Genomic DNA, 23,067 nt, shown 5'->3' with positions numbered 1-23,067 from the left:
CGGTATGCGCGCGATCAGTCGGCGGAACGTACTGGGCATGGGAGTGGGTGCGGCCGCGGCGCTCGGCGTCGCGAGCTGCTCCACCGGCTCCGGATCCGGTTCCGGCCAGGACAAGAACGCGGTGCAGGCCAAGGCCAAACCGATCGGCGACGGCTCCACGGCCGACGCGGGCCCGCAGCCCCACCAGCCGGAGAAGCCGCGCCGGCTGGAGCCCGGCGAGACCCCGCCGCAGTTCGTGATCTTCTCGTGGGACGGCGCGGGCGAGGTCGGCAACGGCCTCTTCCCGCGCTTCCGCAAGCTGGCCAAGGACCACAACGCGGCCATGACCTTCTTCCTCTCCGGCCTCTACTGCCTCCCGGAGTCGAAGAAGCACCTCTACCGTCCGCCGAACAACAAGGTTGGCGCCTCCGACATCGGCTATCTCTCCGACGAGCACATCAAGGCGACGCTGAAGAACGTGCGGGAGGCGTGGCTGGAGGGCCACGAGATCGGCACCCACTTCAACGGGCACTTCTGCGGCGAGGCCCGTACGTCGGTCAAGCACTGGACCCCGGCCCAGTGGCAGTCCGAGATCGACCAGGCCATGGACTTCGTCACGAAGTGGCGGACCAACACCGGCTTCACCGACCTTGAGCCGCTGCCCTTCGACTACAAGAAGGAACTGGTCGGCGGCCGTACGCCGTGCCTGCTCGGCCAGGACAACCTGCTGCCCACCGCCAAGAAGCTGGGCTGGCGCTACGACGCCAGCTCGCCGGGCGGCCTGCAGATGTGGCCCAGGAAGAAGATGGGGCTGTGGGACTTCCCGCTCCAGCAGATACCTTTCCCCGGACACCGGTTCGAGGTCCTCTCCATGGACTACAACATCCTCGCGAACCAGTCCAAGAACTCCACCAAGGGCCCGCCCGCCAACTACCCGGGCTGGCGCAAGGAGGCCACCGGCGCCTACATCAAGGGCTTCGAGCGGGCCTACGAGACCAACCGCGCCCCCCTGTTCGTCGGCAACCACTTCGAGCAGTGGAACGGCGGCATCTACATGGACGCCGTCGAGGAAGCGCTCAAGCACATCGCCGACGAGAAGCGCAAGGACGTGCGCCTGGTCTCCTTCCGCCAGTTCACCGACTGGCTCGACGCGCAGGACCCGAAGGTCGTGGCCAAGCTCCAGGGCCTGCGGGTCGGCCAGAAGCCGGCGGGCGGCTGGAAGACGTTCCTCTCGGGCGCCTGAGGCATACGAGGTCAAGGGGCATACCGGTACGGAACGGTGCTTACGGGCCGGGGCGGCGCGCCCCGGCCCGTACCCGTTCCCGCCCCGCCGACACGGCCGGACAGGCGCGCCCGAAGGCCGCCTGACGTGCCCCGGCATGACCGGTACGGCCCCGGCGAGGGGGGCGCGGAAGATCCGGAACGGCCCCATGCGAAACTTTTCACATGAGTGCCTGCCGCGTTCCCCGACGACTCGCCGGTCGTCGCCGCACCGCCCTGTTCGCCGCGGGCGCCGCGCTCGCGGCGCTGACGCTCAGCGCCTGCGGCGAGGGCCGCTCCGGCGGTTCCGAACAGACCCAGTTCGTCGAGGGCAAGGACGGCGTCGAGCGGGTCGCGAAGGCGGACCGCAAGCCCGTACCCGACATCTCCGGCGAGACCACCCAGGGTGAAAAGCTGGACATCGCGGACTACAAGGGCAAGGTCGTCGTCCTCAACGTCTGGGGATCGTGGTGCGCCCCCTGCATCGCCGAGGCGCCCAACTTCGCCAAGGTCGCGAATGAGACCAAGGCCAAGGGCGTCCAGTTCGTCGGCATCAACACCCGCGACTCGCAGAAGTCCCAGGCGGTCAGCTTCGAGGAACAGCACAAGGTGCCCTACCCGAGCCTGTTCGACCCGACCGGCAAGCTGATGCTGCGCTTCCCCAAGGGCAGCCTCAACCCGCAGGCCATCCCCTCCACCATCGCCGTGGACCGCGAAGGGAAGATCGCGGCGCGGTCCATCGGCCCGCTCGGCGAGGACGAGCTGCGCAAGATGCTGCGGCCGCTGATCGACGAGAAGTGATCACGTGATCACGCTCGCCGCCACCACCGGACCCGCCTCCACCATCACCTCGGGCGCGCTGCTGCTCGCCGTGCCCGTCGCCCTCCTCGGCGGGCTGGTCTCCTTCTTCTCGCCCTGCGTGCTGCCGCTCGTACCCGGCTACATGTCCTACGTCACCGGCGTGACCGGTACGGACCTCGCCGATGCCAAACGCGGCCGGATGCTCGCCGGCGCCTCCCTCTTCGTCCTCGGCTTCACCGCCGTCTTCGTCTCCACCGGCGCGCTCTTCGGCTACTTCGGCGGCCGGCTCCAGGAGCACCAGGACCTGATCAACAAGATCCTCGGCGTCCTGATGATCCTGCTCGGCCTGGCCTTCGCCGGCGTGCTGAAGAACTTCGGCCAGCGCGAGCTGCGCTTCCACAGGAAGCCCGCCATGGGCCTGGCCGGCGCCCCGGTGCTCGGCGTGCTCTTCGGTGTCGGCTGGACGCCGTGCCTGGGCCCGACGCTCACCGCGGTCAGCTCGCTCGCCATCAACCAGGCCAGTGCCGGGCGCGGCGCCCTGCTGACCGTGGCCTACTGTCTGGGACTGGGCCTGCCCTTCATCGCCGTCGCGCTCGCCTTCCGCAAGGTGCTCGGCGCCTTCGGCTGGGTCAAGCGCCACTACGTGTGGGTGATGCGGCTCGGCGGCGGCATGATGGTCGTGCTCGGCGTCCTGCTCCTCACCGGCGCGTGGGCCGACCTGATGTCCACCATGCGGAGCTGGTCCAGCAGCTTCACTCCAGGGATCTGATTGATGTCCACCAAGACCGACGCCTCCCGCGACGCCGACGACGCCGATGTCGGCGCCGCGGGCTCGCAGCTGTCCACCGCGCCCGAGGAGGAGGTCACCTTCCCGTCCCTCGGGCCGATCGGATGGGCCCGGTGGTTCTGGCGGCAGCTGACCTCGATGCGGGTCGCGCTGATCCTGCTGTTCCTGCTCTCGCTGGGAGCCATCCCCGGCTCGCTGGTCCCGCAGACCGGCATCGACCCGACCAAGGTCGAGCAGTTCCGCGCCGACCACCCGACGCTGGCACCGGTCTACGACAAGCTGGGTCTCTTCCACGTCTACAGCTCGGTGTGGTTCTCCGCGATCTACCTGCTGCTGTTCATCTCGCTGATCGGCTGCATCGTGCCGCGTACCTGGCAGTTCGTCGGCCAGCTGCGCAGCCGCCCGCCGGGCGCGCCGCGCCGGCTGACCCGGCTGCCCGCGTACACGACGTGGCGTACGGACCGGGCGCCCGAGGAGGTGCTGGGCGCCGCGCAGCGGATGCTGAAGAAGCGCCGCTTCCGCGCGCACACGGTCGGTGACGCGGTCGCCGCCGAGAAGGGCTACCTGCGCGAGGCCGGCAACCTCGTCTTCCACATCTCGCTGATCGTGATCCTGGTGGCGGTCGCCGTCGGCAGCCTGTGGAAGTCCGAGGGCGGCAAGCTCGTCGTCGAGGGCGACGGCTTCGCCAACAGCCTCACCCAGTACGACAACTTCAAGTCCGGTGCCTTCTACGACACCGACGACCTGGAACCGTTCGGCTTCTCCCTCAAGAGCTTCGACGCGTCCTACGAGCGCACCGGCCCCCAGAAGGGCACCCCGCGCGAGTTCCGCGCCAACATCTCGTACTTCCAGGGCGCGGACGGCACGGAGCACCAGGGCAAGATCGAGGTCAACCACCCGCTGGAGATCGCGGACTCCAAGATCTTCCTGCTCTCGCACGGGTACGCGCCGGTCGTCGAGGTCACCGACGGCCGCGGCAAGAAGGTCTACAGCGGTGCGGTGCCGTTCCTGCCGCAGGACATGCAGAACTACACCTCCACCGGTGTGGTCAAGGTGCCCAACGCGCAGACCGCGGCCGGCAAGCGCAACCAGCTCGGCTTCTCGGGTTTCTTCGTGCCGACGTACGGGGGCAAGGGCTCGGGCTCGATGTTCTCCACCTTCCCCGCGCTGGACAATCCGCGGCTGACGCTCACCGCGTACCACGGTGACCTCGGCGTGGACTCCGGGCTGCCGCAGAGCGTGTACCAGCTGGAGAAGAAGAACCTCAAGCAGTACAAGCAGGACGGCCGTGCCGTCGCCCAGATGATGCAGCCCGGCGAGACGATGAAGCTGCCCGGCGGCGACGGCAGCATCAGGTTCGTCGGCGTCAAGCAGTGGGCCACCTTCCAGGTCTCCCACCAGCCCGGCAACGGCCTCGCCCTGATCGGCGCGATCGCCGTGCTGCTGGGCCTGGCCGGCTCGCTGTTCATCCAGCGCCGCCGGGTGTGGGTACGGGCCGTACGCGGCGCCGACGGGGTGACCGTCGTCGAACTGGCCGGCCTGGGCCGCAGCGAATCCGCCCGCCTGCCGGAGGAACTGGCGGATCTGGCGGAGGCCCTGGGCCCGGACGCGCCGCAGGCCGCCGAGGCGGCGACGGAGGCGGGTACGGAACCCGGCCCCGCCCCGGACCCAGCCGCCGCCGACGCAAAGAAAACCGCCCCCACCGGCCCCGAAGCCGCGGCGAAGCCCTCCGACTCCGCCGATCCTGCTGATCCCTCCGAAGGAGCGCGCGCGTGAACCTCGCTGCCGCAGCCACCAACGAGAACCTGGCCAGTATCAGCAACGTGCTGATCTACTCGGCCATGGCCGTGTACACCCTCGCCTTCCTCGCGCACCTCGCCGAGTGGGCCTTCGGCAGCCGCAGCAAGGTCGGCCGTACTGCCGCGGCCCTGACCGCCACGGTGCCCGCCCCCGCCAAGGCGCCGGCCCGGGCCGCGGAGCAGGGCGGCGGCACGGCCGTACTGGAGCGCCCCAAGGTCGTCACCCGCGCGGCGAACGGCAGCCGGGACGTCCCGGACGGCCCGGGCGCCGCGGGCGGCACCGAGAAGGGCGACCTGTACGGCCGGATCGCCATCTCGCTGACCACCCTCGCCTTCCTGATCCACTTCGGCGGGGTGCTCACCCGCGGCCTGTCCGTACAGCGCGCCCCCTGGGGCAACATGTACGAGTTCTCCACGACCTTCGGCATGGTCGCGGTAGCCGCGTACCTCGTCCTTCTCGCCCTGAAGAAGAACGTCCGCTGGATCGGCCTGCTGCTGACCGCCACCGTCCTGCTGGACCTGGGCGTGGCCGTCACCTGGCTCTACACCGACAGCTCCCAGCTGGTCCCGGCGCTGCACTCGTACTGGCTGTGGATCCACGTCAGCTGCGCGATCATCTCCGGCGCCTTCCTCTACCTCGGCGCCGTCTCGACGCTGCTCTACCTCTTCCGCGACCGCTACGAGAGCAAGCTGGCCGACCCGTCCGGCAAGCAGCCCGGCGCCTTCGCCACCTCCGTCATGGAGCGGCTGCCCGCCGCGGCCAGTCTGGACAAGTTCTCCTACCGGGTGAACGCCTCGATCTTCCCGCTGTGGACCTTCACGATCATCGCGGGCGCCGTCTGGGCCGGTGAGGCATGGGGCCGCTACTGGGGCTGGGACTCCAAGGAGATCTGGTCCTTCGTCACCTGGGTCGCCTACGCCGCCTACCTCCACGCCCGCGCCACCGCAGGCTGGAAGGGCCGCAAGGCCGCCTACCTGGGCCTGTTCGCCTTCCTGACGTACATCTTCAATTACTACGTCGTGAACTACTTCTTCTCCGGTCTGCACTCCTACTCGGGAGTCTGACCCGGTCGGAGCAGTACGCCCCTGCGAGAACCGGTGCCGTACGCGACGGTGGCCTCATGGAACGCCTTGAGAGCCCCGTCCCGTACGGCACCGCCGTCTCCGCCGACGACACCCACACCCTCCGCTACGAGCTGAGCCTTCCCCAGCCCGTTGCGGAGGTCTGGGACGCGGTGGCCACCCAGGAGGGCCTGCCGGGCTGGCTCGCGGTCGCCGACCCGTTCGTACGGCGCGAGGGCGGCGCGATCACCCTGCGCTGGCAGAACACCGACGAACACGGCACCGCGACGGTGGCCCCCGGCCAGGTCACCGGCTGGGGCCCGACCCGGCTGGCCGAGTACACCGTCGACATCCACGGCCGGATCCGCTTCGAACTCCAGCCGTCCGCCGGCCCCGGCGCGTCCGGCACCCGCCTGCGCTTCACCAACGAGTTCACCGGCTCGCCCTCCTGCCGCCTGGACTGCCTGGCCGGCTGGCACCACCACTTCGAATTCCTCGCCGACGCCCTCGCCGGCCGCCCCAAGGACTGGTCCACCTGGAACCTGGACCGGTGGCGGGAACTGCGCGCGGACTACGCGGCGGCGGGGCAGTAGGGGCGCTCCTCGGGGAGCAGGCCGGCGGCGGTGGCCAGGTCGCCGCGGCTGACCAGGGCGTGGATCTCGTGGGCGAGCGGGGTGACGTCGCGGATGGCGACCGTCCACGCGTCGGCGTAGCGGCGGGAGGCCTCGCCGGCCAGGCCGAGCTGGAGCGAGCGGTACGGCAGCGGCATCAGGCGCAGGTCGCGTTCGGGGTCCCACTGGACGCGGGCGGGCGTCTCGCGCAGCCGCCGCTTCCAGGCGTCGCGGTCGGCATGGACGGCGGGGTCGTAGTGGGACAGGCAGGCGTTGCGCAGCGCCCAGTCGAAGCCCGTGCGCTCGATCTCGATGGCGAGGACACGCTCCTGGCCGGGCTTGGTGGCCCAGCCGCAGCGGTACATCATCCACAGGAACGACGGCTTGATCCACGTCATCCGCTCCCGCTTCCAGGCGGGCGGGAAGCGGCCGTCGCGGGCGGCGGGCAGGCCGATCGACGGACCGTACGCCTGGTAGACGGTGATGGTCGTGCCGGTGTGGGCGGCCCGGATGCGGCGGAGCGGCTCGGCGTGCTCGGCGGTGCGGTCCAGCTGGGTGTTGTCGCTGTTCATGGGCCGTCAGTCTCACGGCGCGGCGCCCCGGCGGCCACCGGATTTACAGGTCAGGTGGGGGTGCTGGAGTTGATGGCGGTCAGCTGGCCGCGCAGGTACGTGTGCGAGTCGGCCAGCGGGCCGACGCGGGTGCCCGGGTCGCACTCGTAGAAGTAGACCAGCGACATCAGCTCTTCGGTGGGGACGTCCGGCGGGGGCGGTAGGACGCGGTGGCGGCCGGAGCGCCAGCGGCCGTCGGTCCAGTAGGCCATCAGGTCGCCGATGTTGACGGTGAGGGAGCCCGGCACGTACGGGGCGTCCTGCCAGCCGGTGCCGCCGTGCGCCGGGTCGGTCCAGACCTGGAGGCCGCCCTTGCCGTACTGCCGGTCCAGGACCGTCACCGTCCCGAAGTCGGTGTGCGGGCCGATGCGGAACTGGCCGGGCAGCGCCTCGCCCACCGTCTCCGTGCCCGGATACCAGTTGATGTTGAAGCCCCAGGTGGGGTGGGCGGTGTGCCGGGTGAAGCGGTCCGGCGCGGCGCCGAGCGCGCCGGCCAGGAGCTCCAGGAGCTGGTCGGACAGGGCGCGCAGCGAGACCAGCAGGTCCTGTACGTCGGTGCGCAGGGCGGGGACCTGGTGGGGCGCCAGATGTTGGGCAGGAACCACTCCGCATCGACGGCCGGGACGCCGGTCGGCTCCTCGGAGGCGAAGGACAGCGACTCCTTGAGGTCCGGCGGGGTCGCGGTGCCCTCGGCGGCGCCGTTGGCCTCCGCGCCGGGGCCGAGCCAGCCGCGGCCGCCGACCTCGGTGGCGTACGGCTGCTTCTCCGCTGCGGGCAGCGCGAAGAACGTACGGGCGGTGGCGCGGACGCGGTCACGCAGCTGCTGGTCGATGCCGTGGCCGGTGACGAGGAGGAAGCCGGCGGCGCGCAGCCCGGCGTCGACGGCCCCGGCGATGCTCCGGCGGGTGTCCGCGTCACCGGTCCGCCAGCGGGCGAGGTCGACGGTGGGGACGGGGGAAGCGGGGGAGATGGGGGAAGCGGAGGGAGCTGGGGAGGCGGAGGAGGCGGGGGAAGCCGGGGATGCGGGCGTGGTGCCCGGGTGCTCACTCATGGCCGATGTCCTCGTTCCACACCTCGGGCCGGGCCGCGATGAACTCCCGCATCAGGGCGCGGCACTCCGCGTCGTCCAGCAGCACGATCCGTATGCCGCTCTGCGCCAGCCAGTCGTGCCCGCCGTGGAAGGTACGGGTCTCGCCGATCAGGACGCGCGGGATGCCGAACTGGCGGATCAGGCCGCTGCAGAACCAGCACGGGGAGAGGGTGGTGACCATCGTCGTGCCGCGGTAACCGCGCTGCCGGCCGGCGGCCCGGAAGGCGGTGGTCTCGGCGTGCGCGGACGGGTCGCCGTCCTGGACGCGCCGGTTGCGGCCCCGCCCGAGGACGGTGCCGTCGGGCCCGTACAGCGCGGCGCCGATGGGGATGCCGCCCTCCGCCAGCCCGGCCCGTGCCTCGGCGACCGCCGTCGCCAGCATCTCCCGCTCCCGGTCCTTCACGACGGCCACTCTCCTCGCTCCGGGGCGGCCGGGCAACGCGCGGGACGGGATCAGGCCGGTGAGTCCGGCGCGGGGAGGGCGCGCGGGTACGGGCGGCACGCGCCGGGACCGGGACGGGGGGCACGGTCAGTCCGGAGGCACCGGTGTACGGCGGGAGCGTCAGCCCTTCGGCGGCGGGCTGCCGCCCTCGCCGCCGTCCGCCGAACCGTTTTCCTTGCGCCGCAGCTCCTCCTCGCGGCGCCGCAGGTCGGCCTCCCAGTCCTTCAGGAGTGCCTCGTCCTTCCCGCTCTCCGCCTTCTTGCCGTCGTCCTTCCTGCCCTCGTCCTTGAGCGAGCGCAGGAAGTCGGGGTTGTCGTCCGGCGCGACCCACTTCCGGGCCGGGCCGCGCCCGCCGCGGGGCCACGGTGACGCGGCGCCGCCACCGGCGTGCTCGCGCCGGGGCCGGCCGGCCACCAGCCAGGCGACCGGCCCGATGAGCACCTCGCCGAAGAGCAGGATGATGAAGACCCAGGCGATCTTCGGCAGGCCGCGTACCTGGTTCTCCGGCGTGTTCAGGCAGTCGATGAACGCGTAGATCCACAGCGCCAGGATCAGAAGGAACGGCAGATACCTGAGCATTGCGGAAGCAGCCCCCCTGAGCTGACGGGCGGGCCTCGGCGGGGCCCGGTGACCTGTCCAGGGTAGTGCGTACCGGATACTGGAACGCATGGCTTATGACGACCTTCGCTCGTTCCTGCGCGCGCTCGACCGGGAGGGCGACCTCAAGCGGATCAAGGCCGAGGTCGACCCGCACCTGGAAGTCGGCGAGATCGTGGACCGGGTGCAGAAGTCCGGCGGGCCCGCGCTGCTCTTCGAGAACGTCAAGGGCTCGTCGATGCCGCTGGCGATGAACGTCTACGGCACCGACCGCCGGCTGCTCAAGGCGCTCGGCCTGACGTCGTACGACGACATCAGCGACAAGATCGGCGGGCTGCTCAAGCCCGAGCTGCCGCAGGGCTTCGTCGGCGTGCGGGAGGCGTTCGGCAAGCTCGCGAACATGACGCACGTACCGCCAAAGAAGATCAAGGGCGACGGCGCCCCGGTCCAGGAAGTGGTGCTGCACGGCGACGACGTCGACCTGGACGCGCTGCCCGCGCTGTTCACCTGGCCGCAGGACGGCGGGTCGTTCTTCAACCTGGGCCTGACCCACACCAAGCACCCGGAGACCGGCGTACGCAACCTGGGTCTCTACCGCCTCCAGCGCCACGACAAGCGCACCATCGGCATGCACTGGCAGATCCACAAGGACAGCCGCAACCACTACCAGGTGGCCGCCAAGCGCGGCGAGAAGCTGCCGGTCGCCATCGCCTTCGGCTGCCCGCCGGCCGTGACGTACGCCTCCACCGCGCCGCTGCCCGGCGACATCGACGAGTACCTGTTCGCCGGGTTCGTCCAGGGCAAGCGGATCGAGATGGTGGACTGCAAGACCGTCCCGCTCCAGGTCCCGGCCAACGCCGAGGTCGTACTGGAGGGCTGGCTGGAGCCGGGCGAGATGCTGCCGGAGGGCCCCTTCGGCGACCACACCGGCTTCTACACGCCGCAGGAGCCGTTCCCCGCGCTGACCATCGACTGCGTCACGATGCGCAGGCGGCCGCTGCTCCAGTCGATCGTCGTCGGCCGGCCGCCGACGGAGGACGGGCCGCTGGGCCGGGCAACGGAACGGTTCTTCCTGCCGCTGCTGAAGATCATCGTCCCGGACATCGTGGACTACCACCTGCCCGAGTCGGGCGGCTTCCACAACTGCGCGATCGTCTCGATCGACAAGAAGTACCCCAAGCACGCCCAGAAGGTCATGCACGCCATCTGGGGCGCGCACATGATGTCGCTGACCAAGCTGATCATCGTGGTCGACGCCGACTGCGACGTGCACAACCTGCACGAGGTGTCCTGGCGGGCCCTCGGCAACACGGACTACGCGCGCGACCTGACCGTCGTCGAGGGGCCGGTCGACCACCTCGACCACGCCTCGTACCAGCAGTTCTGGGGCGGCAAGGCGGGCATCGACGCGACGAGGAAGCTGCCCGAGGAGGGCTACACGAGGGACGGCGGCTGGCCGGAGATGGTCGAGTCGGACACCGCGACGGCGGCGAAGGTCGACCGCCGCTGGAAGGAGTACGGGTTCTAGACATGAGCGCCGATTCAGCGACACCGGATCTCTTCGCCCCCGAACCCGCACCGCCCGGCCGGATCAAAGCCTTCCTGCGGCTGGTGATGATCGAGCACTCGGTCTTCGCGCTGCCCTTCGCCTACATCGCCTCGCTGACCGCGATGCACCGGTCGGACAAGAGCGTCCACTGGGTCGAGCTGCTGCTGGTCACCGTCGCGATGGTGGGCCTGCGGACGTTCGCGATGGCCGCCAACCGCATCATCGACCGGGAGATTGACGCCCGTAACCCGCGCACCGCGGGCCGCGAACTGGTCACCGGCGCGGTGAGCGTACGGTCCGCGTGGACCGGCGCGCTGATCGCCGTGGTGTTCTTCCTGGGCGCCGCGGCCCTGCTCAACCCGCTGTGCCTGGCGCTGGCACCGATCGCCGTGATCCCGATGGTGGTCTACCCGTACGGCAAGCGGTTCACGGACTTCCCGCACGCGATCCTGGGCCTGGCCCAGGCGATGGGCCCGGTCGGCGCGTGGATAGCCGTCACGGGGTCGTGGTCCTGGGACGCGGTGATCCTCGGGGTCGCCGTCGGTGTCTGGATCGGCGGCTTCGATCTGATCTTCGCCTGCCAGGACGTACAGGCGGACCGGGCGCACGGCGTGAAGTCCGTACCGGCCCGCTTCGGCATCCCGGGGGCGCTGCACGGCGCCCGCGCCTGCCACGCCGTCACCACGGCCCTGCTGGTCTGGTACGCGCTCGCCACCCACGCCGGAGTCTTCTTCTGGCTCGGCCTGGTGATCGTCGTCGGCGCCTTCCTCTACGAGCACACCATCGTGCGGCCGCACGACCTCTCCCGCCTCAACCGGGCCTTCTTCCAGGTCAATGGGTTCATCGGCATCGCGCTGTTCGTCTGCGCGCTGCTCGACCTGTTCGTCCGCGGCCTGACGCTCTGACCCACGACGCTCCGGGGGCGGCCACACCCGGAGCGCTCCGCGGCCGTACGGCTGCGGGGCCGCGACTCCTGTTCACGGCTGCGCCCGTATCCGTACTCGCCCTGCGGAGGCGGCGGCCTCTGCGCCCGCGCCGGTCCGGTGGGTCTACGGGACCAGCCGGGCCTGCTCGCCGGGTGTCCGCGCGGCCGGGCGCCGCCGGAAGACGCATGCCGCCAGTACGCCGCCGACCAGTCCGAAGAGGTGGCCCTGCCAGCTGATGCCGCTGTCGGTGGGCAGCGCGCCCCACAGGATCGAGCCGTACACCACGGCGACCAGCACGCCGAGGCCGATGTCCAGCGGCTTGCGGTCGATGAAGCCGCGTATCAGGAGGTAGCCGAAGAGGCCGAAGACCACGCCGGAGGCGCCGGCCGTGTTGCTGCCGGCGGGGGCGGTCAGCCAGATGCCCAGACCGCTGGTCAGGGCTATCAGCGGGGCCACCCCGGCGAACCGGCGCAGGCCGCCGCGGAGCGCGGCGAGGAAGCCGAGGAGCAGCAGCGGCAGCGTGTTGGCGGCCAGGTGGTCGAAGCCGAAGTGGATGAAGGCGGCGGGCAGCACGTCGGCCAGCTCGCTCATCTCGCGTGGCCGCACGCCGAAGGTGTCCAGCGCGTTGCCCGACGCGGTGTCGGCGATCTCCAGGCCCCATAGCAGCGCGACCCAGCCCAGCATCAGCGCGGCGGCGGGCTTCGCGTGCTCCAGCGCTCGCGTCATCATCTGCGGCACCTTCCCTTCCCCGTTCACTGGAACAAACGGCCGTGAGGGGTCCGGTGGTTCCGCCGGATAGGCTCGAACCGTGGAACCGCAGGACAACAACCCCAGTCAGCCCGGTGTCACAAGGCCCGGCGGGCGCTCCGCCCGGCCGGCCGCCGGGTCCGCCGACGTGCCCCGTCGCCCCTGGGTGGTGGGTGTCTCCGGCGCGTCCGGCACTCCGTACGCGGCGTCGGTGGTGCGCGGCCTGCTCGCGGCGGGCGAGGCGGTGGACCTGATCGTGAGCCGGGCGTCGCGGCTGACGCTGCTGGACGAGACGGGCATCTCTTTCCGGGACGCGCACTGGCGCGCGGACCTGCGCGCGTGGCTGGCGCGCGGCGCGGACGGCAAGCCGGGGACGTTCGAGGTCACGGACGCGGACCTGGACCTGGTGCGGTACTGGCCGGCCGGCGATCTCGCCGCGGGGCCGTCGTCGGGCTCGTACCCGGTCAAGGGGATGCTGATCGTGCCGGCGAGCACGGCGTGTGTGGCGGGGGTGGCGCTGGGCCTGTCGAAGGACCTGCTCCAGCGGGTGGCGAGCGTGACGCTCAAGGAGCGCAGGAGGCTGGTGGTCGCGGTGCGGGAGACCCCGCTGAACGGGCAGACCCTCAGGCATCTGGTGACGCTGGACGAGGCGGGCGCGGTCGTGCTGCCCGCCTCACCGGCGTTCTACGCGGGGGCGACGCACATCCAGGATCTGGTGGACTTCGTCGCGGGCCGGGTGCTGGATGCGGCGGGCGTGCCGCACCGGCTCTACCGGCGGTGGGTCGGGGAGCTCGGATCGGGCTCCAGGGAGGCGGACTAGCGCTTCTTGGCGGAGCCGTTACGGCCGAAGCGGCGCTTGCCTTCGGTGGTGGTGGCAGGACGGTGAGCACGAGAACGATTGGCCAGGTCCTGCAGCTCGCGCATGCGGGCGTAGGCCATCTCGATCGAGTACACGGTGACTTCTCCTGTGAAAGATCGTCTTTGATCAACTGAGATTGACGGTTTACAGGGTCGCAGCCCCTGTATGCCTTAGATTCTACATGGAAAAGCCGGGATTGCAGAGCGAATGGAAGGTCAGGGGCGTATGGATGCCGTAGATAGGCAGCTCATCCAGGCACTGCGGGAGAACGGCAGGGCCTCGTACGCGGAGCTGGGCCGGCTCGTGGGCCTGTCCGGGCCCAGCGTCACCGACCGGATCAACCGCCTGGAGGCGGCCGGCGTGATCACCGGCTACCGCGCGACCGTCGACGCGGCCTCCCTCGGCCTGGGCGTCACCGCCCTGGTCGGCATCTCCCTCTCGGACGCCGCCGACCACGAGGACGTGGCCGTGCGGCTGCGCGACCTCGCGGAGATCGAGGACGCCTGGTTCATCGCGGGCGACGACTCGTACATGCTCAAGGTCCGCGTCAGCGACGTGGACGGGCTGGAGCGCACCATCCGCAGGCTCTCGGGCACCAAGGGCGTCTCCCGTACGCGCACCACCATCGTGCTCTCCACCAAGTGGGAGAACCGCGTCGGCGAGCTGCCGGAGGACTCGTAGGGCGCCGTACGGGGCACTCCTCCGCCGCCTGTACGCCGGGCTCCCCGCCGTACAGGCGGCGGGCCCGGCGGGGGGCCCGGCCGGGCCGGAAAACGGGGGAGTACGCTCGGTGAAGCCCGATTTTGGCAGAGATATGGGAGGCGGCCGGATGACTGCATCCATGGATGTGGGTCTCAAGCGCGAGCTGGAGGACAAGGTCCGGTCCGGGGAGCGGCTGACCCGTGAGGACGGCATCGCCCTCTACGAGTGTGACGACCTGGCGTGGCTGGGCGGGCTCGCCCACGAGGTGCGCACGCGCAAGAACGGCGACGTCGTGCACTTCAACGTCAACCGCCACCTCAACATGACCAACGTGTGCACCGCCTCGTGCGCGTACTGCTCCTTCCAGCGCAAGCCCGGCGAGAAGGACGCGTACACCATGCGCATCGAGGAGGCCGTCCGCCTCGCCAAGGCGATGGAGGGCGAGAACCTCACCGAGCTGCACATCGTCAACGGCCTGCACCCGACCCTGCCGTGGCGCTACTACCCGCGCTCGCTCAGCGCCCTCAAGGAGGCGCTGCCCGACACGGTCTCCCTCAAGGCGTTCACCGCCACCGAGATCCACCACTTCGAGAAGATCTCCGGGCTGCCCGCCTCCGAGATCCTCGACGAGCTGATCGACGCCGGCCTGGAGTCGCTGACCGGCGGCGGCGCCGAGATCTTCGACTGGGAGGTGCGCCAGCACATCGTCGACCACGACACCCACTGGGAGGACTGGTCGCGCATCCACCGCCTGGCGCACGAGAAGGGCCTCAAGACGCCCGCGACGATGCTGTACGGGCACATCGAGGAGCCCCGGCACCGCGTCGACCACGTGCTGCGCCTGCGCGAGCTGCAGGACGAGACCAACGGCTTCCAGGTCTTCATCCCGCTGCGCTACCAGCACGACTTCGTGGACATGAAGGACGGCAAGGTCCGCAACAAGCTCCAGGCGCGCACCACGATGGCGACCGGCGCCGAGGCGCTGAAGACCTTCGCCGTCTCCCGGCTGCTGTTCGACAACATCCCGCACGTGAAGGTCTTCTGGGTCATGCACGGCGTGCAGACCGCTCAGCTCGCGCTGCAGCACGGCGCCGACGACATGGACGGCTCGGTCGTCGAGTACAAGATCACGCACGACGCGGACAATTACGGCACACCGAACAAGCTCACCCGCGACGACCTGCTGGAACTGATCCGCGACGCGGGCTTCCGGCCGGTCGAGCGCAACACCCGCTACGAGATCATCCGGGAGTACCCGGGCCCGGACGCGGAGCGCCGCGAGGCCCCGCAGCCGATGCGGGTGTGACGCCTGGGACGGACGGGACGGCGGCGACGGGTGCTGTCCGAGGCGATTAGGGTCCGCACCATGGATCTGCGCTTCGACCTGGACCCCGCCGTCACCCCCGAACTGACCGACGGCATCCGGACGCTGTGGGCCGAGGTGTCCAACGCGGGCGGGGCCGTCGGTTTCGTCCCGCCGGTCACCGCCGAGGACGTACGCCCCGACCTGCTCGCCCACCTGGTGGCGATGTCGGAGGGGTGCGCCCGGCTGATCGCGGGCCGCGACGAGCGCGACGGCCGGGTGCTCGCCACCGCGTTCCTCCACCTCAACCAGCACCGCCTGATGAAGCACTGGCTGTGGGCCTACACCGTGATGGTGCACCCCGCCCTCCAGGGGCAGGGCGCGGGCCGCGCCCTGATGGCCGCCGTCGACGAGGCGGCCCGCGGGACCGAAGGCATCCAGGGCATCCGGCTCACCTGCCGCGGCGGCATCGGCGTCGAGCGGTTCTACGCCTCCTGCGGCTACAAGGAGGTCGGCCGGGTGCCGTCCGCGATCAAACTCGCCGACGACGATTACCGGGACGACATCACGATGTGGCGCGAGCTGGCGTGACGCACGCCGCCCCGGCGCCACCGGCCGTGGCCAGGGCCCGGATCGGGGCGTCCCGCCCCCACGGCAGGGGCCCGAAAAGATCACGAATCGGGCTGTGCTTGACTGGACGCAGACCCTTTCGGTTGTCGTCGTGAAGAAGGTCCGCCCGTGAGTAGCCAGAAGTTCGCCACGCTCCGCTACACCGCCCTGCGTCTGGGGACCTTCGTCGGGTGCTTCGCGCTGGTCTGGGTGCTGGCGTACTTCCACGTCATCCCGCTCGGCGTGGGCAGCTCCAACGCCGTATGGCTGCTGCTGCTCGCGGTCGTGATCTCCGCGCCGCTGAGCTTCGTGCTGCTGCGCAAGCAGCGGGACGCGATGTCCGAGCAGATCGTGGCCAAGGTGGACCGCCAGAAGGCCCGCATCGCGGCCAACGCCCGCCAGGAGGACGGCCTCCTGTAGTCCGGGGACGCCCCCGCCGGCGCTGTAAGGCGCCTCACAGCCGACGGATGCCCCGCCGTGGAAGAACCCCTCCACGGCGGGGCATCACGCGTTCCACGCGACACTCCGGGCGTTTCCCGCCTCCCCCACCCAAAGAATTTCTTTGGGTTCCCCAAAGTTCAAGTGTTAACGTGTTCGCCATGAAGACAGCAGCAGCGCACCACCACCCCACGGGCGTCCCGCTCGTGGCGCGCCTGCACGTCGATCTTTGCCGCTGTATGTCCGCGGCCTGTTGCCGCCGCTGACCCCTTCACCGCAGCGGCCGGAGATCCCGTACGGATCGATACGGACCTCCTGTCTCCTGGCGCTGTGCGCCGTTTCCTTCCCGACGCCTGTCTGTCCCCGGAGTGTGTCCGTTGTCCACCACGTCTTCCGAGACCCCGCGGTCCGCAGAGACCGCCAGATCCTCCCGCCGCATACCCAAGGTCCCGTTCTGGGCCCAGATCCTGCTCGGCCTCGTCCTCGGCGTGCTGCTCGGCTGGATCGCCAAGAGCGGTGACATCTCCTGGCTGAAGACCACCCTCGACACCATCGGCAGCCTCTTCGTCCAGCTGCTGAAGCTGGCCGTGGCGCCGCTGGTCTTCTTCGCCATCCTGGTCTCGATCACCAACCTGCGGCAGGTCAACAACGCCGCCCGGCTGGCCACCCGCACGCTGCTGTGGTTCATGGTCACCTCGTTGATCGCGGTCGCCATCGGCATGGCGATCGGCCTGATCAGCAACCCCGGCGCGGGTACCGGCCTGACCCCCAAGGACGGCAAGCTCCCCGAGCACGCCGGCTCCTGGATCGACTTCCTGACCGGCATCGTCCCCAAGGACGTCATCACGCCGTTCACCGAGCTGAAGGTCATGCAGATCGTCTTCATGGCGACGGTGGCCGGTATCGCGGCCCTGAAGCTGGGCGACCGCGCCGAGCCGGTGCTGCGCCTGAGCCGCTCCGCGCTGGAGCTGCTCCAGAAGGCACTGTGGTGGGTCATCCGCCTGGCCCCGATCGGCTCCCTCGGCCTGATCGGCTACGCCATCGCGGACTACGGCTGGGACCTGATCAGCAAGTACGCGACCTTCACCGTCGACATCTACGTCGGCTGCGCGATCGTCCTCTTCGGCGTCTACCCGCTGCTGCTCTCGGTCTTCGCCAAGGCCAACCCGCTGCAGTTCTTCAAGGGCGCCTGGCCCGCCATCCAGCTGGCGTTCGTCTCCCGCTCCTCGGTCGGCACCATGCCGCTGACCCAGAAGGTCACCGAGCGCCTGGGCGTCCCGAAGGAGTACGCGTCCTTCGCCGTGCCCTTCGGCTCGACGACCAAGATGGACGGCTGCGCCTCGATCTACCCGGCCCTCGCTGCCATCTTCATCGCCCAGATCTTCGACGTCGACCTGGGCATCGGCGACTACGTCCTGATCGCCTTCGTCTCGGTCATCGGCTCCGCCGCCACCGCCGGCCTGACGGGTGCCACCGTCATGCTCACCCTGACCCTGTCGACCCTCGGCCTCCCCCTGGAGGGCGTCGGCCTGCTGATGGCCATCGACCCGATCCTGGACATGATGCGGACGGCTACGAACGTGGCCGGGCAGGTCGTCGTACCGATCCTGGTCTCGGCCAAGGAGAAGATCCTGGACCGCGACGCGTACGCCCGCGCCGCCGGCGTGGAGCTGGAGGACGGCGTGGTCGGCGACGCCGGGCAGGCCGGGCAGAAGGTGTCGGTACCGGCGCCTGCCGGGGCCCGGTAGCTGACACCGGCCGCGTGATCGCGGTGATCTGAACGCCGGACGGGCTGGGGACAACCCCCAGCCCGTCCGGCGTTTCGCGTGCGCTCGGGAGCTTCGGCCGCGCGGGGGAAGTGGGCATGCCCGGCCGTCGCCCGATTCGGCTCCGTACGCCCGTCTCTCCTTCCTCAGCCCGCCGCCCCCGTATGACCGAGGATCGCCTCTGCCAGCGGCCCTTGTACCTCCGGTGGCAGGGCGTGGCCCATGCCGGGGATCTCCACCAGGTGTGCGTGCTGGATGACCTGGGCGAGGTGGTGGGGGTGCGGGGGCGGGAAGACGGGTTCGGCGGGGGCGTTGATGACGAGGGTGGGGATCTGGTTGGTGGCGAGGGCTTCGGTGCGGAGCATTCCGCAGTGGTCGGCGCGGGCGGGGGCGGTGGAGACGTCGTAGTGGCCGGTGTGTTCGATGATCCGGCGTTCCAGGGCGCGGTAGTGGCCGGCGTCGAAGGGGAGGATTCCGCCGCTCAGGACCCGCCAGTGCTCCACGCGCCGGTCGAGTTCGGCCTCCAGGCCGTGGTCCTCGACGGGGCGGGCCCACATCTCCAGCACGTCGGGCGCGATGCCGGGCAGTTCGCAGGCGGGGACCTGGGTGCCGTCGGGGCGGGTGTACGGGGTGGTGCTCATCGCCGAGGTGCCCATCAGGGTGGTGCTCAGGACCCGGTCGGGGTGGTCGGCGAGGACGATTTGCGCCAGCATTCCGCCGAGCGACAGCCCCACCAGGTGCGCCCGGTCGACGCCGAGGGCGTCAAGGACGCGGACGATGTCGTGCGCCAGGTCCGTGATGCGGTACGGCTGTTCGTCGAAGGACCAGGTGGAGCGGCCCGTGTCGCGGTGGTCGTAACGGATGACCCGGTGGTGGACGGCGAGCGCGTCCACGAACGGTTCGGGCCAGCCCAGGCCGGAGGCCTGGGCACCCATGACGAGCAGCAGCGGGGGCGCGTCGGCCGGGCCGCGCTGCTCGGTCCACAGGTGCACGCCGGGGGCGGCTTCGACGAAGCGCTGGTGCGCCTGGTGCATGGAGGGTTCCTTCCGGCCGAAATGACGAGACGAGTCGTATCGTCTCGTGCGTGGGGCGATCGCGTCAAGAAGCGTGGAACAAGGCGGGAAAACGTAAACTTACTTGGCGGTAAAGGGGCGGGACAGAAGGGCAATTGGCGTGGGAACTGTGAAGAGCAAACGGATGCCGCGGGCCGTACGGGAACAGCAGATGCTCGACGCGGCCGTGCTGACCTTCGCGCGGCAGGGTTACCGGGCGGCCTCGATGGATGAGATCGCCGAGGTGGCGGGGGTGTCGAAGCCGCTGGTCTATCTGTACCTGAACTCCAAGGAGGAGCTGTTCAGCGCGGTGATCCGGCGGGAGTCGGCGGCGCTGGCGGAGGCCGTGCGGGCCGCGGTGGAGCCGGACGCGCCCGCCGACCGGCAGCTCTGGAGTGGACTGAAAGGATTCTTCGCGCATACGGCCGAGCACCCGGACGGCTGGGCGGTACTGCATCAGCAGGCCCGTACACAGGGCGAGCCGTTCGCGGTCGAAGTCGCCGCGATGCGGGCGGAGATCGTCGAGTTCGTCACGGTGATGATCGGCGCGGCCGCCCAGGAGGCGGGCTGCGACCGGGAGCTGGCCGCGCGCGAAGTGTCCGGCCTGGCACACGCCCTGGTGGGTGCCGCCGAATCACTGGCCGACTGGGCCAACGGGCGCGGCAGCGGTGCGGCGCCGGGCGAGCGCCCGTCGGCCAAGGACACCGCGGCGACGCTGATGAACTTCGCCTGGGCGGGGCTGGGCCGGCTGATGGACGGGGAGCGGTGGTCGCCGGGTGGGTGAGGGGGCGAACGGTTGAGGGGAACGGACGGTTGAGTCGCTGCCGGTCCTGCCGGTCCTGCCGGTCCTGCCGGGTGTGTCACACGTCCGTTTCCACCCTGCCCTCCAGGTGGATGCAGGATCGGGACCGGCCTTCAGGGCCGCCGCCACGCAGTTGGAACGTGCCGCCGGTGCGCGTGACCTCGTAGGCATACGCGACGGTGGCCGGCAGCAGCACCGGGGCGCGGAACTCCGCCGAGATGCGCAGGGTGGCCGTACCCGGCAGCACCGCCTCGGCGGCGCAGCGCGCGAAGGTCCACATGCCGTGCGCGATGGCGCGCGGGAAGCCGAGCGGGCGGGCCGTGAGGGCGTGGAGGTGGATCGGGTTGTAGTCGCCGGAGACGGCGGCGTGGCGGCGGCCGAGGTCGGCGGGCAGGTGCCATCGGGCGCGTATGGGAAGCTCGCGGGGGCCGGGGGGAGGGAGGTCGGAGCGCGGCGGCCCCTCGTCCGCCGCCGTATGGTGCCGGGCCAGGTACGTGCTCCGGTCGTGCCAGACCAGCGCGTCCGCGCGCCGCGCCTCGGTGGTCATGACGACCTCGGTGCCGCGCCGGTGCGGCCGCAACGCGCCCGCATACACCGTCAGTTCGAGTGTGTCGGTCGGGTGCAGCGGCGCGTACTGGGTGATCTCGATGCCGGTGTGCACCAGGCCGAGCATCGGCAGCGGGAAGTCCCGCGCGCTCATCAGCCGTGCGGCCAGCGGGAATCCGAGGATGTGCGGATAGGTGACGGGCAGCGGCTCGGTGGCGTCGTAGCCGCAGACGCGGGCGTACCTGGCGGCCCGGCCCAGTCCGATCCGTACGGCGGGCAGGGCGAGGCGGGTGCGCGGCAGCGCGGCGTCCGGGCGCGGGTGCTTGCCGAAGCCGGTCAGAAGGCCTTTGGCCAGTACGGGCATCAGCCGGGGCGCACGGGACAGGCCGGTGGTCGCGCCGCCCGGCGTGTCGGCCGCCATCAGGCAACCGGCCGGTGCGGGGCGGGCAGCGGGCGGTCCGGGTGCGGGGTGTGCGGGGTGCGGAGGGGGCCCGGGGCCGAATCGGTGGGAGGAAGACGGTGTTCGGGCATTGGCCAACTCCTGGTCCTCGCGTAAATTTACTTCGAAGTAAGGTTACTGTCGGGTCAGGTGCTGGTCGAGAGTGCGAGCCTGCGGGCCGCGCGCTGTCCACGGCCGCCGAACGGGCCTGCTCCTCCGACCCGTTGGGCCTCGTCGGCCACCGCGTGAAGCGCCCTGCGCCCACCGTGAGACGAGGAGCCGCTCGTGTCCAGTCAGCAACGGCAAGGCGGGCCGCCGGCGCCCGCCCCGGTGGAGCCGCGCACGCGGACGCAAGGCGGGGTCGTGCGGGAGGTGTCCGTACCGCCGCTGGTGGCGCCGGTGCGGACCGGCTCCCTGGGAGACATCCCCTTCGACAACGCCGCGCAAGCACCCGGCGAGGTGGTGCTGGCGCGCAAGAAGGCGGGCCGGGAGGCCGGGGGCGCGTGGCGCGACGTGAGCGCCGCCGAGTTCGCCGCCGAGGTGCTCGCCCTGGCCAAAGGTCTGATCGCGTACGGCCTGCGGGCGGGCGACCGGCTGGCCATCATGGCCCGTACGACGTACGAGTGGACGCTCGTCGACTTCGCCGCGTGGGCCGCCGGGCTGGTCACCGTACCCGTCTACCCGACCTCCTCCGCCCACCAGGCGCACTGGATCCTGCGGGACTCGGGGGCGGCGGCCTGCGTGGTGGAGGGGGTCGAGGAGGCCCGGCTGGTGAGCGGCGTACGGTCCGGGCTGCCCGGGCTGCGCCACCTGTGGCAGCTGGACACCGGCGCCGTACCGCAGATCGTGGCGGCCGGGCGGCCGGTGCCGGACGCGCTGGTGGCCGAGCGGCGCGCGGTCACCAGCCCCTCCAGCATCGCCACCCTCGTCTACACCTCCGGCACCACCGGCCGCCCCAAGGGCTGCGTGCTGACCCATGGCAACTTCTTCGCCGAGGTGGACAACGCGATCGAACTGCTGCACCCGGTCTTCACGTCGGTCAGCAGCGAGCCCGCCTCGACGCTGCTCTTCCTGCCCCTCTCGCACGTCTTCGGCCGGATGGTCGCGGTCGGCTGCCTGCGCGCCCGGGTACGGCTCGGCCACGCGCCCAGTATCCGTACCGAGGACCTCCTCGCCGACCTGGCCGCCTTCCGCCCGACGTTCCTGCTCGCGATCCCCTACGTCCTGGAGAAGGTCTACAACACCGGCCGCGCCACGGCCGAGAAGATGGGCCGGGCCGCCTCCTTCGACCGCGCCGCCGCGATCGCACGGCGCTACGGGGAGGCCGTCGAGGCCGAGGAGCACGGCACGGGCAGCGGTCCCGGCGTCGCGCTGAGGGCGGCCCGGCGGATGTACGACCCGCTGGTCTACCGCCGGATCCGCGCGGCCCTGGGCGGCAAGGTCCGCTACGCGATCTGCGGCGGCTCCCCGCTCGGGCACCGGCTCGCGGCCTTCTACACCGGCGCGGGCATCGAGATCTTCGAGGGGTACGGGCTGACCGAGACCACCGCGGCGGCCACCCTCACCCCGCCGCTCAAGCCCCGTATGGGCACGGTGGGATGGCCGCTGCCCGGCACCGCCGTACGGATAGCGGAGGACGGGGAGGTGCTGCTGCGCGGCGGGCAGGTCTTCAGCGGGTACTGGGACGCCGGGAGCGGCGGGCCGCTGCCGGCCGGGGGTGTGGACGGGGGCGGGGGCGGGGGCGAGGGACCGGAGCCGGCCGGGGACGGCGGCTGGCTGGCGACCGGGGACATCGGTGCGCTGGACGCGGACGGTTATCTGACCATCACCGGCCGCAAGAAGGAGCTGATCGTCACCTCGAACGGCAAGAACGTCGCCCCGGCCCCGCTGGAGGACCGGCTGCGGTCGCACCCGCTCGTCGGCCAGTGCATGGTCGTCGGAGACGACCGCCCGTACGTCACCGCGCTGGTCACGCTGGAGCCGGACGGGCTGGCGCACTGGCGGCAGATGCGGAAGAAGCAGCAGGTGCCGATGGCGGAACTGGTGCGCGACGAGGCGCTGCTGGCCGACATCCAGGACGCGGTGGACGACGCCAACCAGCTGGTCTCGCGTGCCGAATCGATCCGCCGCTTCACCGTGCTGCCGGTCGACTTCACGGAGGAGGCCGGCCACCTCACCCCGTCCCTGAAGCTGCGGCGGGCCGCCATCGCGCGCGACTTCGGCGCGGAGATCAAGGAGCTGTACGGGACCGGACCCGCGTACTGATGCTCCGTTAACTGACCGCCGGGTA

General features: G+C 71.0%; 23 protein-coding genes and 1 pseudogene. 16 read left to right on the top strand and 8 right to left on the bottom strand.

The genetic code is table 11. The annotated features are described in order from the left end of the window. Positions 1 to 4: 4 nt before the first annotated feature. The 6 genes from ACZ4Z1_RS06175 (at position 5) to ACZ4Z1_RS06150 (ending at position 6,281) form a co-directional block, all read left to right on the top strand. Positions 5 to 1,222, top strand: coding sequence for a polysaccharide deacetylase family protein (locus ACZ4Z1_RS06175; protein ID WP_468485343.1), 1,218 nt, complete (start codon positions 5 to 7; stop codon positions 1,220 to 1,222). Between the two features lie 203 nt (positions 1,223 to 1,425). Next, positions 1,426 to 2,040: a TlpA family protein disulfide reductase gene (locus ACZ4Z1_RS06170; RefSeq protein ID WP_468485342.1), complete on the top strand. Its 615-nt coding sequence runs from the start codon at positions 1,426 to 1,428 to the stop codon at positions 2,038 to 2,040. A gap of 4 nt (positions 2,041 to 2,044) precedes the next feature. After that, on the top strand, positions 2,045 to 2,809 hold the full coding sequence (locus ACZ4Z1_RS06165; protein ID WP_468485341.1) for a cytochrome c biogenesis CcdA family protein: 765 nt from the start codon (positions 2,045 to 2,047) through the stop codon (positions 2,807 to 2,809). Positions 2,810 to 2,812: 3 nt separating this feature from the next. Continuing rightward, positions 2,813 to 4,603 (top strand): cytochrome c biogenesis protein ResB, encoded by a 1,791-nt coding sequence (gene resB / locus ACZ4Z1_RS06160; RefSeq protein WP_468485340.1) that lies wholly within the window; start codon positions 2,813 to 2,815, stop codon positions 4,601 to 4,603. After that, complete coding sequence (ccsB, locus tag ACZ4Z1_RS06155) at positions 4,600 to 5,691, top strand: c-type cytochrome biogenesis protein CcsB (protein ID WP_468485339.1); 1,092 nt, start codon at positions 4,600 to 4,602, stop codon at positions 5,689 to 5,691. Before resB ends, ccsB begins: the two co-directional genes overlap by 4 nt. A 56-nt stretch (positions 5,692 to 5,747) precedes the next feature. Continuing rightward, positions 5,748 to 6,281 carry an SRPBCC domain-containing protein gene (locus ACZ4Z1_RS06150; RefSeq protein ID WP_468485338.1) on the top strand — a complete coding sequence of 178 codons (534 nt, stop codon included), beginning with the start codon at positions 5,748 to 5,750 and terminating at the stop codon, positions 6,279 to 6,281. Here the strand turns inward: ACZ4Z1_RS06150 and ACZ4Z1_RS06145 are convergent. The 4 genes and pseudogenes from ACZ4Z1_RS06145 to ACZ4Z1_RS06130 form a co-directional block, all read right to left on the bottom strand. Continuing rightward, on the bottom strand, positions 6,260 to 6,871 hold the full coding sequence (locus tag ACZ4Z1_RS06145; RefSeq protein ID WP_468485337.1) for a DUF4291 domain-containing protein: 612 nt from the start codon (positions 6,869 to 6,871) through the stop codon (positions 6,260 to 6,262). The genes ACZ4Z1_RS06150 and ACZ4Z1_RS06145 overlap by 22 nt on opposite strands. A 50-nt stretch (positions 6,872 to 6,921) precedes the next feature. Next, positions 6,922 to 7,961: pseudogene (locus tag ACZ4Z1_RS06140) on the bottom strand (isopenicillin N synthase family dioxygenase). After that, positions 7,954 to 8,382 (bottom strand): nucleoside deaminase, encoded by a 429-nt coding sequence (locus tag ACZ4Z1_RS06135; RefSeq protein WP_468485433.1) that lies wholly within the window; start codon positions 8,380 to 8,382, stop codon positions 7,954 to 7,956. Before ACZ4Z1_RS06135 ends, ACZ4Z1_RS06140 begins: the two are co-directional and overlap by 8 nt. 180 nt (positions 8,383 to 8,562) lie before the next feature. Further along, positions 8,563 to 9,021 carry a PLD nuclease N-terminal domain-containing protein gene (locus ACZ4Z1_RS06130; RefSeq protein ID WP_468485336.1) on the bottom strand — a complete coding sequence of 153 codons (459 nt, stop codon included), beginning with the start codon at positions 9,019 to 9,021 and terminating at the stop codon, positions 8,563 to 8,565. A gap of 88 nt (positions 9,022 to 9,109) precedes the next feature. On the opposite strand from ACZ4Z1_RS06130, the gene ACZ4Z1_RS06125 reads away from it, so the two are divergent. Both ACZ4Z1_RS06125 and mqnP read left to right on the top strand, forming a co-directional pair. Further along, positions 9,110 to 10,567 (top strand): menaquinone biosynthesis decarboxylase, encoded by a 1,458-nt coding sequence (locus tag ACZ4Z1_RS06125; RefSeq protein ID WP_468485335.1) that lies wholly within the window; start codon positions 9,110 to 9,112, stop codon positions 10,565 to 10,567. A 2-nt stretch (positions 10,568 to 10,569) separates the two neighbouring features. Beyond that, entirely contained in the window at positions 10,570 to 11,493 is a 924-nt protein-coding gene (gene mqnP / locus ACZ4Z1_RS06120; protein WP_468485334.1) for a menaquinone biosynthesis prenyltransferase MqnP, read from the top strand. 144 nt (positions 11,494 to 11,637) lie between these two features. Here the strand turns inward: mqnP and ACZ4Z1_RS06115 are convergent, their stop codons facing one another. Beyond that, positions 11,638 to 12,243: a rhomboid family intramembrane serine protease gene (locus tag ACZ4Z1_RS06115; protein WP_468485333.1), complete on the bottom strand. Its 606-nt coding sequence runs from the start codon at positions 12,241 to 12,243 to the stop codon at positions 11,638 to 11,640. 166 nt (positions 12,244 to 12,409) lie between these two features. On the opposite strand from ACZ4Z1_RS06115, the gene ACZ4Z1_RS06110 reads away from it, so the two are divergent. Beyond that, complete coding sequence (locus ACZ4Z1_RS06110) at positions 12,410 to 13,081, top strand: UbiX family flavin prenyltransferase (protein ID WP_468485432.1); 672 nt, start codon at positions 12,410 to 12,412, stop codon at positions 13,079 to 13,081. On the opposite strand, the gene ACZ4Z1_RS06105 is transcribed toward ACZ4Z1_RS06110, so the two are convergent. Beyond that, positions 13,078 to 13,215, bottom strand: a complete 138-nt coding sequence (locus ACZ4Z1_RS06105) for a hypothetical protein (RefSeq protein WP_468485437.1) — start codon at positions 13,213 to 13,215, stop codon at positions 13,078 to 13,080. The genes ACZ4Z1_RS06110 and ACZ4Z1_RS06105 overlap by 4 nt on opposite strands. 130 nt (positions 13,216 to 13,345) lie before the next feature. Here ACZ4Z1_RS06105 and ACZ4Z1_RS06100 point away from each other — a divergent pair, with 130 nt between their 5' ends. The 5 genes from ACZ4Z1_RS06100 (at position 13,346) to ACZ4Z1_RS06080 (ending at position 17,920) form a co-directional block, all read left to right on the top strand. Continuing rightward, positions 13,346 to 13,801, top strand: coding sequence for an Lrp/AsnC family transcriptional regulator (locus ACZ4Z1_RS06100; protein WP_468485332.1), 456 nt, complete (start codon positions 13,346 to 13,348; stop codon positions 13,799 to 13,801). A gap of 160 nt (positions 13,802 to 13,961) precedes the next feature. Continuing rightward, entirely contained in the window at positions 13,962 to 15,128 is a 1,167-nt protein-coding gene (gene mqnE, locus ACZ4Z1_RS06095; RefSeq protein ID WP_468485431.1) for an aminofutalosine synthase MqnE, read from the top strand. A gap of 33 nt (positions 15,129 to 15,161) precedes the next feature. Then, positions 15,162 to 15,716 (top strand): GNAT family N-acetyltransferase, encoded by a 555-nt coding sequence (locus tag ACZ4Z1_RS06090; protein WP_468485430.1) that lies wholly within the window; start codon positions 15,162 to 15,164, stop codon positions 15,714 to 15,716. Between the two features lie 147 nt (positions 15,717 to 15,863). Further along, positions 15,864 to 16,154 (top strand): DUF4229 domain-containing protein, encoded by a 291-nt coding sequence (locus tag ACZ4Z1_RS06085; protein WP_468485331.1) that lies wholly within the window; start codon positions 15,864 to 15,866, stop codon positions 16,152 to 16,154. Between the two features lie 395 nt (positions 16,155 to 16,549). Beyond that, a complete protein-coding gene (locus ACZ4Z1_RS06080; protein WP_468485330.1) occupies positions 16,550 to 17,920 on the top strand; it encodes a dicarboxylate/amino acid:cation symporter in 1,371 nt (456 codons plus the stop codon). A gap of 164 nt (positions 17,921 to 18,084) precedes the next feature. Here the strand turns inward: ACZ4Z1_RS06080 and ACZ4Z1_RS06075 are convergent, their stop codons facing one another. Further along, entirely contained in the window at positions 18,085 to 18,972 is an 888-nt protein-coding gene (locus ACZ4Z1_RS06075) for an alpha/beta fold hydrolase (protein WP_468485329.1), read from the bottom strand. A 163-nt stretch (positions 18,973 to 19,135) separates the two neighbouring features. Here ACZ4Z1_RS06075 and ACZ4Z1_RS06070 point away from each other — a divergent pair, with 163 nt between their 5' ends. Further along, positions 19,136 to 19,774, top strand: a complete 639-nt coding sequence (locus tag ACZ4Z1_RS06070; RefSeq protein WP_468485429.1) for a TetR/AcrR family transcriptional regulator — start codon at positions 19,136 to 19,138, stop codon at positions 19,772 to 19,774. Between the two features lie 76 nt (positions 19,775 to 19,850). Here the strand turns inward: ACZ4Z1_RS06070 and ACZ4Z1_RS06065 are convergent, their stop codons facing one another. Continuing rightward, positions 19,851 to 20,759 (bottom strand): MaoC family dehydratase, encoded by a 909-nt coding sequence (locus ACZ4Z1_RS06065; RefSeq protein ID WP_468485328.1) that lies wholly within the window; start codon positions 20,757 to 20,759, stop codon positions 19,851 to 19,853. A gap of 303 nt (positions 20,760 to 21,062) precedes the next feature. Here ACZ4Z1_RS06065 and ACZ4Z1_RS06060 point away from each other — a divergent pair, with 303 nt between their 5' ends. Continuing rightward, positions 21,063 to 23,042 (top strand): AMP-dependent synthetase/ligase, encoded by a 1,980-nt coding sequence (locus ACZ4Z1_RS06060; protein WP_468485327.1) that lies wholly within the window; start codon positions 21,063 to 21,065, stop codon positions 23,040 to 23,042. Positions 23,043 to 23,067 lie beyond the last annotated feature (25 nt).

The sequence above is a fragment of the Streptomyces sp. NPDC030165 genome (genome assembly GCF_055573595.1).
The sequence above is the reverse complement of the archived record's forward strand: the minus strand, read 5'-3'. Positions and strand labels throughout refer to the sequence as shown.

What these genes read in the sequence shown, in the direction of transcription:
- ACZ4Z1_RS06175 (WP_468485343.1), top strand. Translation starts at nt 5, where the DNA reads ATGCGCGCGATCAGTCGGCGGAACGTACTGGGCATGGGAGTGGGTGCG.
- ACZ4Z1_RS06170 (WP_468485342.1), top strand. Translation starts at nt 1,426, where the DNA reads ATGAGTGCCTGCCGCGTTCCCCGACGACTCGCCGGTCGTCGCCGCACC.
- resB (WP_468485340.1), top strand. Translation starts at nt 2,813, where the DNA reads ATGTCCACCAAGACCGACGCCTCCCGCGACGCCGACGACGCCGATGTC.
- ACZ4Z1_RS06150 (WP_468485338.1), top strand. Translation starts at nt 5,748, where the DNA reads ATGGAACGCCTTGAGAGCCCCGTCCCGTACGGCACCGCCGTCTCCGCC.
- ACZ4Z1_RS06145 (WP_468485337.1), bottom strand. Translation starts at nt 6,871, where the DNA reads ATGAACAGCGACAACACCCAGCTGGACCGCACCGCCGAGCACGCCGAG.
- ACZ4Z1_RS06135 (WP_468485433.1), bottom strand. Translation starts at nt 8,382, where the DNA reads ATGCTGGCGACGGCGGTCGCCGAGGCACGGGCCGGGCTGGCGGAGGGC.
- ACZ4Z1_RS06130 (WP_468485336.1), bottom strand. Translation starts at nt 9,021, where the DNA reads ATGCTCAGGTATCTGCCGTTCCTTCTGATCCTGGCGCTGTGGATCTAC.
- ACZ4Z1_RS06125 (WP_468485335.1), top strand. Translation starts at nt 9,110, where the DNA reads ATGGCTTATGACGACCTTCGCTCGTTCCTGCGCGCGCTCGACCGGGAG.
- mqnP (WP_468485334.1), top strand. Translation starts at nt 10,570, where the DNA reads ATGAGCGCCGATTCAGCGACACCGGATCTCTTCGCCCCCGAACCCGCA.
- ACZ4Z1_RS06115 (WP_468485333.1), bottom strand. Translation starts at nt 12,243, where the DNA reads ATGATGACGCGAGCGCTGGAGCACGCGAAGCCCGCCGCCGCGCTGATG.
- ACZ4Z1_RS06100 (WP_468485332.1), top strand. Translation starts at nt 13,346, where the DNA reads ATGGATGCCGTAGATAGGCAGCTCATCCAGGCACTGCGGGAGAACGGC.
- mqnE (WP_468485431.1), top strand. Translation starts at nt 13,962, where the DNA reads ATGGATGTGGGTCTCAAGCGCGAGCTGGAGGACAAGGTCCGGTCCGGG.
- ACZ4Z1_RS06075 (WP_468485329.1), bottom strand. Translation starts at nt 18,972, where the DNA reads ATGCACCAGGCGCACCAGCGCTTCGTCGAAGCCGCCCCCGGCGTGCAC.
- ACZ4Z1_RS06070 (WP_468485429.1), top strand. Translation starts at nt 19,136, where the DNA reads ATGCCGCGGGCCGTACGGGAACAGCAGATGCTCGACGCGGCCGTGCTG.
- ACZ4Z1_RS06065 (WP_468485328.1), bottom strand. Translation starts at nt 20,759, where the DNA reads ATGGCGGCCGACACGCCGGGCGGCGCGACCACCGGCCTGTCCCGTGCG.